Source organism: Methyloceanibacter marginalis, from assembly GCF_001723295.1.
Lineage (GTDB): Bacteria > Pseudomonadota > Alphaproteobacteria > Rhizobiales > Methyloligellaceae > Methyloceanibacter > Methyloceanibacter marginalis.
The window spans coordinates 1-5,902 of sequence record NZ_LPWD01000043.1; the positions used below are offsets into that span (position 1 = coordinate 1).

Genomic DNA, 5,902 nt, shown 5'->3' on the forward strand with positions numbered 1-5,902 from the left:
GCGCCGGCGATGAAGCTCGACTCCTTGCCGCTCATCAGGACGAGGCCCTTGACCTCGCCGGCCTCGGCGCTTCGACGGCCGCCACGATCCTCGCAAGCTCCTCGGTGGGCCGGCGGCCGAGCGCGTTCATGCTTTCGCCTTCGCGGTCGATAACCGCCCAGGCGATGCTCTCGTTGTCGACGGAGAAGGTCCAGTCCTTGAGTTCGGGAAGCGTAATCGGCATGGGGCTCTACTGTTACTCGGCGGCGATGTGCTGCTTCTGGTCAGTTTCTTCGTGCGGCTTGCGTTCAAGCTCCGCGGCGGCGAAGTCGTCCACCGCGATACGCGGGCGACCATGTCGCGCAAGTCGGCAAGCGCGCGCGCCTCCTCGGGCGTCAGCACGCCCTTCGCTTCCGCATCCTTGATCCAGTCGCGGTCGTGGAAGCGTTTCACCTCGCCTTTCCGGATGGCGCGCTCGAGTTTCTTCTCGGCCTCCTCGCAGGCTACGACCTTCTGGAGCGTCGCCTCGAGCAGCCCCGTCGCGTCGTCCGTGCCTTCGGAGGTGTAGATGTCGCGGGTCAGCCGGTCACGGAAGCGCCCGGCTGAAGCGCGGCACGCACGATATCCTTGCCGTCCTTGTCGGCGGCCTGCCGGCGCACACCAAAGGGCAGCACCAGCGGGCCCATGAGCCAGGCGGCCCAGCGCACCGGGAAATTGTCGACGACGCCACGCAAAGCATGATCGAAACGCGCAAGGCTGTTCCGCATGCAATAGGCGACGAGCTTGCGGTCGGCGGCGGGCCGTCCATCGTCCTCGTAGCGCTTCAGGATCGAGGACATGAGATAGAGCTCGGCGAGCGCATCGGCCATGCGTCCGGTAATCTTCTGCTTCACTTTGAGGCCGCCGCCGAGCAGCGCCACGGTGAGATCGGCCACCAGCGCGAACGAGCGCGACGCGCGCGACAGCTGCCGCCACCAGCGCTTCATGTCACCGGCATTTTGCGGCGCGGCGGCAAAGGCGCCGAAGGTCACGTTGTGGAAGAGCGCGCCGGTCGCATTGGAGAACAGAAAGGCGCGGTGATCGTCGAAGGTCTTCGCGAAGCTCTCGACGCCCCGGTCGGAATTCTCGTCCTGCAGCGCCTCGATCTCGGTGAAGAGATAAGGATGACTGCGCAGCGCTCCTTGGGCGAAGGTGATGAGTGTGCGCGTGAGGATGTTGGCGCCTTCGACGGTGATACCCACCGGCACCATCTGATACGCGGCCTGGATATAGTTTGACGGGCCGTCGCAAATGCCCCGCCCGCCATGAATGTCGAGCGCGTCGTTCACGCAATCGCGCATGCGGTCGGTGGAAACATATTTCAGCAGCGCCGAGATCACCGCAGGCTTCTCGCCCGCCGAGACCATGGAGGCTGTCACGGCGCGCGCGGCCTCAAGGCCGTACGCGTTTTCCACAAGCCGCGCGAGCGGTTCCTCCACGCCTTCCATGTAGCCGATGGGCAGGCCGAACTGCTTGCGGATGCGCGCATAGGCCGTTGAGCGCCTGGCCATGGCTTTGGCGCAGGCCGCGCTCGTGGCCGGTAAAGAGATGGAGCGCCGGCGGCCAGACAGCTCATCAGCATGCGCCAGCCCTGGCCGGCGCCTTCCGGCCCCCCCGATCACCCAATCGAGCGGCACGAACACGTCGCGGCCCTTGGTCGGCCCGTTGGGGAAAGCAGCGCCCGCCGGTAGATGGCGGCGGCCGATCTCGACGCCCTCGTGGCCGGTCGGGATCAGGCCGAGCGTGATGCCGACATCCTCGCCGCGGCCCAGGAGATTGTCCGGATCGAGCAGACGGAAGGCGAGGCCGAGCAGCGTGGCGTTGGGGGCGAGCGTGATGTAGCGCTTGTCCCAGGTGAGCTTGATGCCGAGCGTCTCCTTGCCCTCGTGCAGGCCCTTGGTCACCACGCCCACGTCGCGCATGGCGGCTGCGTCGGAGCCGGAGAACGGGCCGGTGAGCGCGAAGCAGGGAATTTCATCGCCCTTGGCGAGCCGCGGCAGGTAATGCGCCTTCTGCTGCTCGGTGCCGTATTTCTCGATCAGCTCGCCAGGGCCGAGCGAGTTCGGCACCATGACGATGGTGACGGTGTCGGCGCTCTTTGAGGAAATCTTGCCGAGCACCAGCGATTGCGCCTGGGCCGAGAAGCCCAATCCGCCGTGCTCTTTCGAAATGAGCATGCCGAGAAAGCCTTGCTCGCGAACGAACTGCCAGATGTCCTCCGGCACGTCGTGCAGCTCGTGACGAATGCGCCAATCGTCGAGGCGCTTGCAGAGCTCTTCGGTGGGCCCATCCAGGAATGCGCGCTCTTCGTCGGTGAGCGTGATCGGCGCCACGCGGCGGAGCTTGGCGAAGTCCGGCGTGCCCGAGAACAACTCCGCGTCCCAGCCGGTCGTGCCCGCCTCCAGCGCTTCGCGCTCGGTCTCGGAGATCTTCGGCATCGCGCCTTTCAGCGCGCGGTAGGCCGGTAGCGTGAGATATTGACGCTTGAGATCGGGAACGCTCGCGGCGAACAGCAGGCCGGCGATCAGCCAGCCGGCGAAGGTCCAGAACGGAAAGCCGAGACCGATCTGGAGAATGAGCGTGAAGAGCGCGACCCCGATCGCCCAGGTGCGAAACGTGGCGCGGTTCATCGCCAGCGCGAAGAACGCGGCTACGGAAAGAACAGCAAAGATCAGCTCAGCCACGGGCGGCCTCCAAACTCGCCTTGATCCCGATGCGTCCCCGACCCATGCGCGCTCTCAAGCGCATGCCGCACCTTGCGCGCAGGCGCGCAAAAGGCGGTCTTTCGCCCTCTATGGTGCCGATGGGGCGTGGACTCAAGGGTCTTCTCGCGTTTTCCGGGCCGCGCGAATCGTCGGGAGCGGCTGATCTTAGACAGCAAAACTATCGACGCACTTAACACGAAAATCCGACACTTCCTTGTAAGCACGGGACGAATTGGCTAAGCAGGGCCCGGCAATTGTCTGACCAAAGAAGCTGGGAATCATCATGTCAGAAGAGCCGGAGCGCCCACAGCTCAGCCCCTATCAGGTCCAACTCGAAGAGGGCAAACGCTACGCCTGGTGCCGCTGCGGGCGGAGCCAGAAGCAGCCTTTCTGCGACGGCGCCCATGCCGGCACCGGCATCGAGCCCCTGATGTTCACCGCCGAGCGCACCGAGATGGCGCTGCTATGCGGCTGCAAGGACACGGGGGATCCGCCTTATTGCGACGGGTCCCACATGCTGCTTTGAATTTGGGCATGCACAGGACAAGCCCTTCTTGCTAGAAAGGCCAAAAGTGGGCACGGCCCGCTTTCTTCAAGTCTGCAATGCCCATTCGGGGGAAGGCGAGCAGGCGTTTCCATGGCCTATTTCCTTCAGCAGCTGATCAACGGTCTCGCCCTGGGCTCCATCTATGGGTTGATCGCCATCGGCTACACCATGGTCTACGGCATCATCGGCATGATCAACTTCGCCCATGGTGACATCTTCATGGTGGGCGCGTTCATCGCGCTGATCGCTTTCCTGGCGCTCACCGCTCTCGGCGTCACGGCGATCCCTCTCGCACTTCTCCTCGTGCTGATCCTCGCCATGGTGCTGACCGCCGTATGGGGCTGGACGGTGGAGCGCGTCGCCTACCGGCCATTGCGTGACTCCTTCCGGCTGGCGCCGCTGATCACCGCCATCGGCATGTCGATCGTGCTGCAAAACTTCATCCAGGTGGCGCAAGCGCGCGGGAGCCACTCCAGCCCGTCATCACCGGCGGCTACGAGCTGTTCAGGCAGGGCGAGTTTCACGGTGATCGTCTCCAACATCCAGATCCTCATCGTGGTGACGATGCTGGTGCTAATGACCGCGTTCTGGCTCCTCATCAGCCGCACGGCCTTGGGGCGCGCCCAGCGCGCCTGCGAGCAGGACCGGCTGATGGCCGCGCTGTCGGGCGTCAACGTGGACCGCACCATCTCGCTCACCTTCGTGCTCGGCGCGATGCTGGCGGCCGTCGCGGGGCTGCTCTACCTGCTCTATTACGGCGTGATCGATTTCTTCATCGGCTTCATCGTCGGCATCAAGGCCTTCACCGCGGCCGTGTTCGGCGGCATCGGCTCCATTCCCGGCGCCATGATCGGCGGGCTCATCATCGGGCTGATCGAGACCTTCTGGTCCGCCTACTTCACCATCGAGTACAAGGATGTCGCGGCATTCTCCATGCTCGCCATCGTGCTCATCTTCTTCCCGACGGGCCTCCTGGGGCGGCCCGAGGTCGAGAAGGTCTAGATTGGCTGAGCCCGGCACATCGTTCCGCCAGCGGCTCTCCTCCGCCCTCGCCGATTCCCTGATCGCCGCGATTATCGCCTTTGCCCTGTTCTCGCTCGTGCTGGGCCTGCGCACCGAGGACAACGTCACCGGGCTGACGTTGCAGCCGCGGCCGATGTTGCTCGCGGTCGTGGTCGGCATCGTCTTCGTCGGGCGGCTCCTCCTCAACCTGTTTGTCTGGCAGGCGGCGTATCCGCTTACCACGCCCTTCGCCAAGCTGTTCACGCGGGAGCCGTTCGGGAAGCGCGACATCGTCGTGCTCGGTGCAACGGCGGCCCTCGGCGCGATCACGTTGATCGTTTCCGCCCTGCTCGACGCACCGGCGCTTGAGCTGATCGCGGTCGCCCTGCTCGCTTTCGTCGGATTGGGCCTGTTGCGCCGTGGCATCTTGCATTTCTTCCCCGACCTGCCTTACGCGCAGATCTTCATCGCCGCCGGCATCCTGTTCGCCGTGTTGTTTCCGCTCACCGCTTACGGCCTCGAGAAGATATTCAATCTCGGGCTGCCCTTGCGCTACTGGTTCGACCTTTCGATCCTCGTCCTCACCTATGTGATGCTCGGCTGGGGACTGAACATCGTGGTCGGCCTCGCCGGCCTGCTCGATCTCGGCTACGTGGCGTTCTACGCCGTCGGCGCCTACACTTTCGCGCTGCTCGCCACTCATTTCGGTCTCGGCTTTTGGATCTGTCTGCCCATCGCGGGCTTGGCGGCGGCGCTCTGGGGCGTCATCCTCGGTTTCCCGGTCCTGCGCCTGCGCGGCGACTATCTCGCCATCGTCACGCTGGCCTTCGGCGAGATCATCCGCATCGTCCTGCTCAACTGGACCGAGGTGACCAACGGGCCGAACGGCATCTCGGGCATCCCCAAGCCCACCTTTTTCGGCCTGCCCTTCTCGCCCTTCGCCGAGGGCGAGACCTTCAGCAGCTTCTTTGGCCTGAACTACGACGCGCTGCACGGCATCATCTTTCTCTATTACGTGATCCTGGCGCTCGCCTGCCTGACCAATCTCGTGACGTTGCGGATGCGGCGGCTCCCCATCGGGCGTGCTTGGGAAGCCATGCGCGAGGACGAGATCGCCTGCCGGTCGCTCGGCATCAACACGACCATCACCAAGCTTACCGCGTTCGCTACGGGCGCTCTGTTCGGCGGACTCGCCGGCGCGTTCTTCGCCACGCGGCAAGGCTTCATCAGCCCGGAGAGCTTCACCTTCATCGAATCCGCCATCATCGTTGCCATCGTCGTGCTCGGCGGTATGGGCAGCCAATTGGGGGTCGCCATCGCCGCGGTGGTCATGGTCGGCGGCTTCGAGGCACTAAGGCACACGGAGGGCCTGCAAAGCTTCTTCGGGGCGGGCTTCGACCCGGCGCTCTACCGCATGCTGCTGTTCGGCTTCGCCATGGTGGGAATTATGGTGTGGCGGCCGCGCGGGCTCGTCGCCTCGCGCGCTCCCACCATCGCGCTTCACGACGCGCGCGAAATTCCCGGAGACCTCGTGGGACAAGGCCGCGCATGAGACCCTGGGCCAAAGACCCCGTGCTCACGGTCGAGCATCTCACCATGCGCTTCGACGGGCTGGTGGCCGTCGACGATC

The 5,902-nt window shown here is 64.8% G+C and carries 4 protein-coding genes and 1 pseudogene; 3 read left to right on the plus strand and 2 right to left on the minus strand.

Annotated elements, in window-relative coordinates:
* Nucleotides 1-34: 34 nt before the first annotated feature.
* Nucleotides 35-223: a hypothetical protein gene (locus AUC71_RS20670; RefSeq protein WP_069622977.1), complete on the minus strand. Its 189-nt coding sequence runs from the start codon at nucleotides 221-223 to the stop codon at nucleotides 35-37.
* Between the two features lie 158 nt (nucleotides 224-381).
* Nucleotides 382-2,648, minus strand: a pseudogene (locus AUC71_RS02345) (acyl-CoA dehydrogenase); the annotation flags it as partial.
* Between the two features lie 358 nt (nucleotides 2,649-3,006).
* Between AUC71_RS02345 and AUC71_RS02350 the strand changes: the two are divergent.
* The 3 genes from AUC71_RS02350 (at nucleotide 3,007) to livM (ending at nucleotide 5,824) form a co-directional block, all read left to right on the plus strand.
* Nucleotides 3,007-3,249: a CDGSH iron-sulfur domain-containing protein gene (locus AUC71_RS02350; protein ID WP_069622980.1), complete on the plus strand. Its 243-nt coding sequence runs from the start codon at nucleotides 3,007-3,009 to the stop codon at nucleotides 3,247-3,249.
* A 111-nt stretch (nucleotides 3,250-3,360) separates the two neighbouring features.
* Nucleotides 3,361-4,272: an ABC transporter permease subunit gene (locus tag AUC71_RS02355; protein WP_069622981.1), complete on the plus strand. Its 912-nt coding sequence runs from the start codon at nucleotides 3,361-3,363 to the stop codon at nucleotides 4,270-4,272.
* Between the two features lies 1 nt (nucleotide 4,273).
* The gene (gene livM, locus AUC71_RS21715) at nucleotides 4,274-5,824 is read left to right on the plus strand and encodes a high-affinity branched-chain amino acid ABC transporter permease LivM (protein WP_280139262.1); all 1,551 of its coding nucleotides are present in this window, start codon (nucleotides 4,274-4,276) and stop codon (nucleotides 5,822-5,824) included.
* The last annotated feature ends 78 nt before the right edge of the window (nucleotides 5,825-5,902 follow it).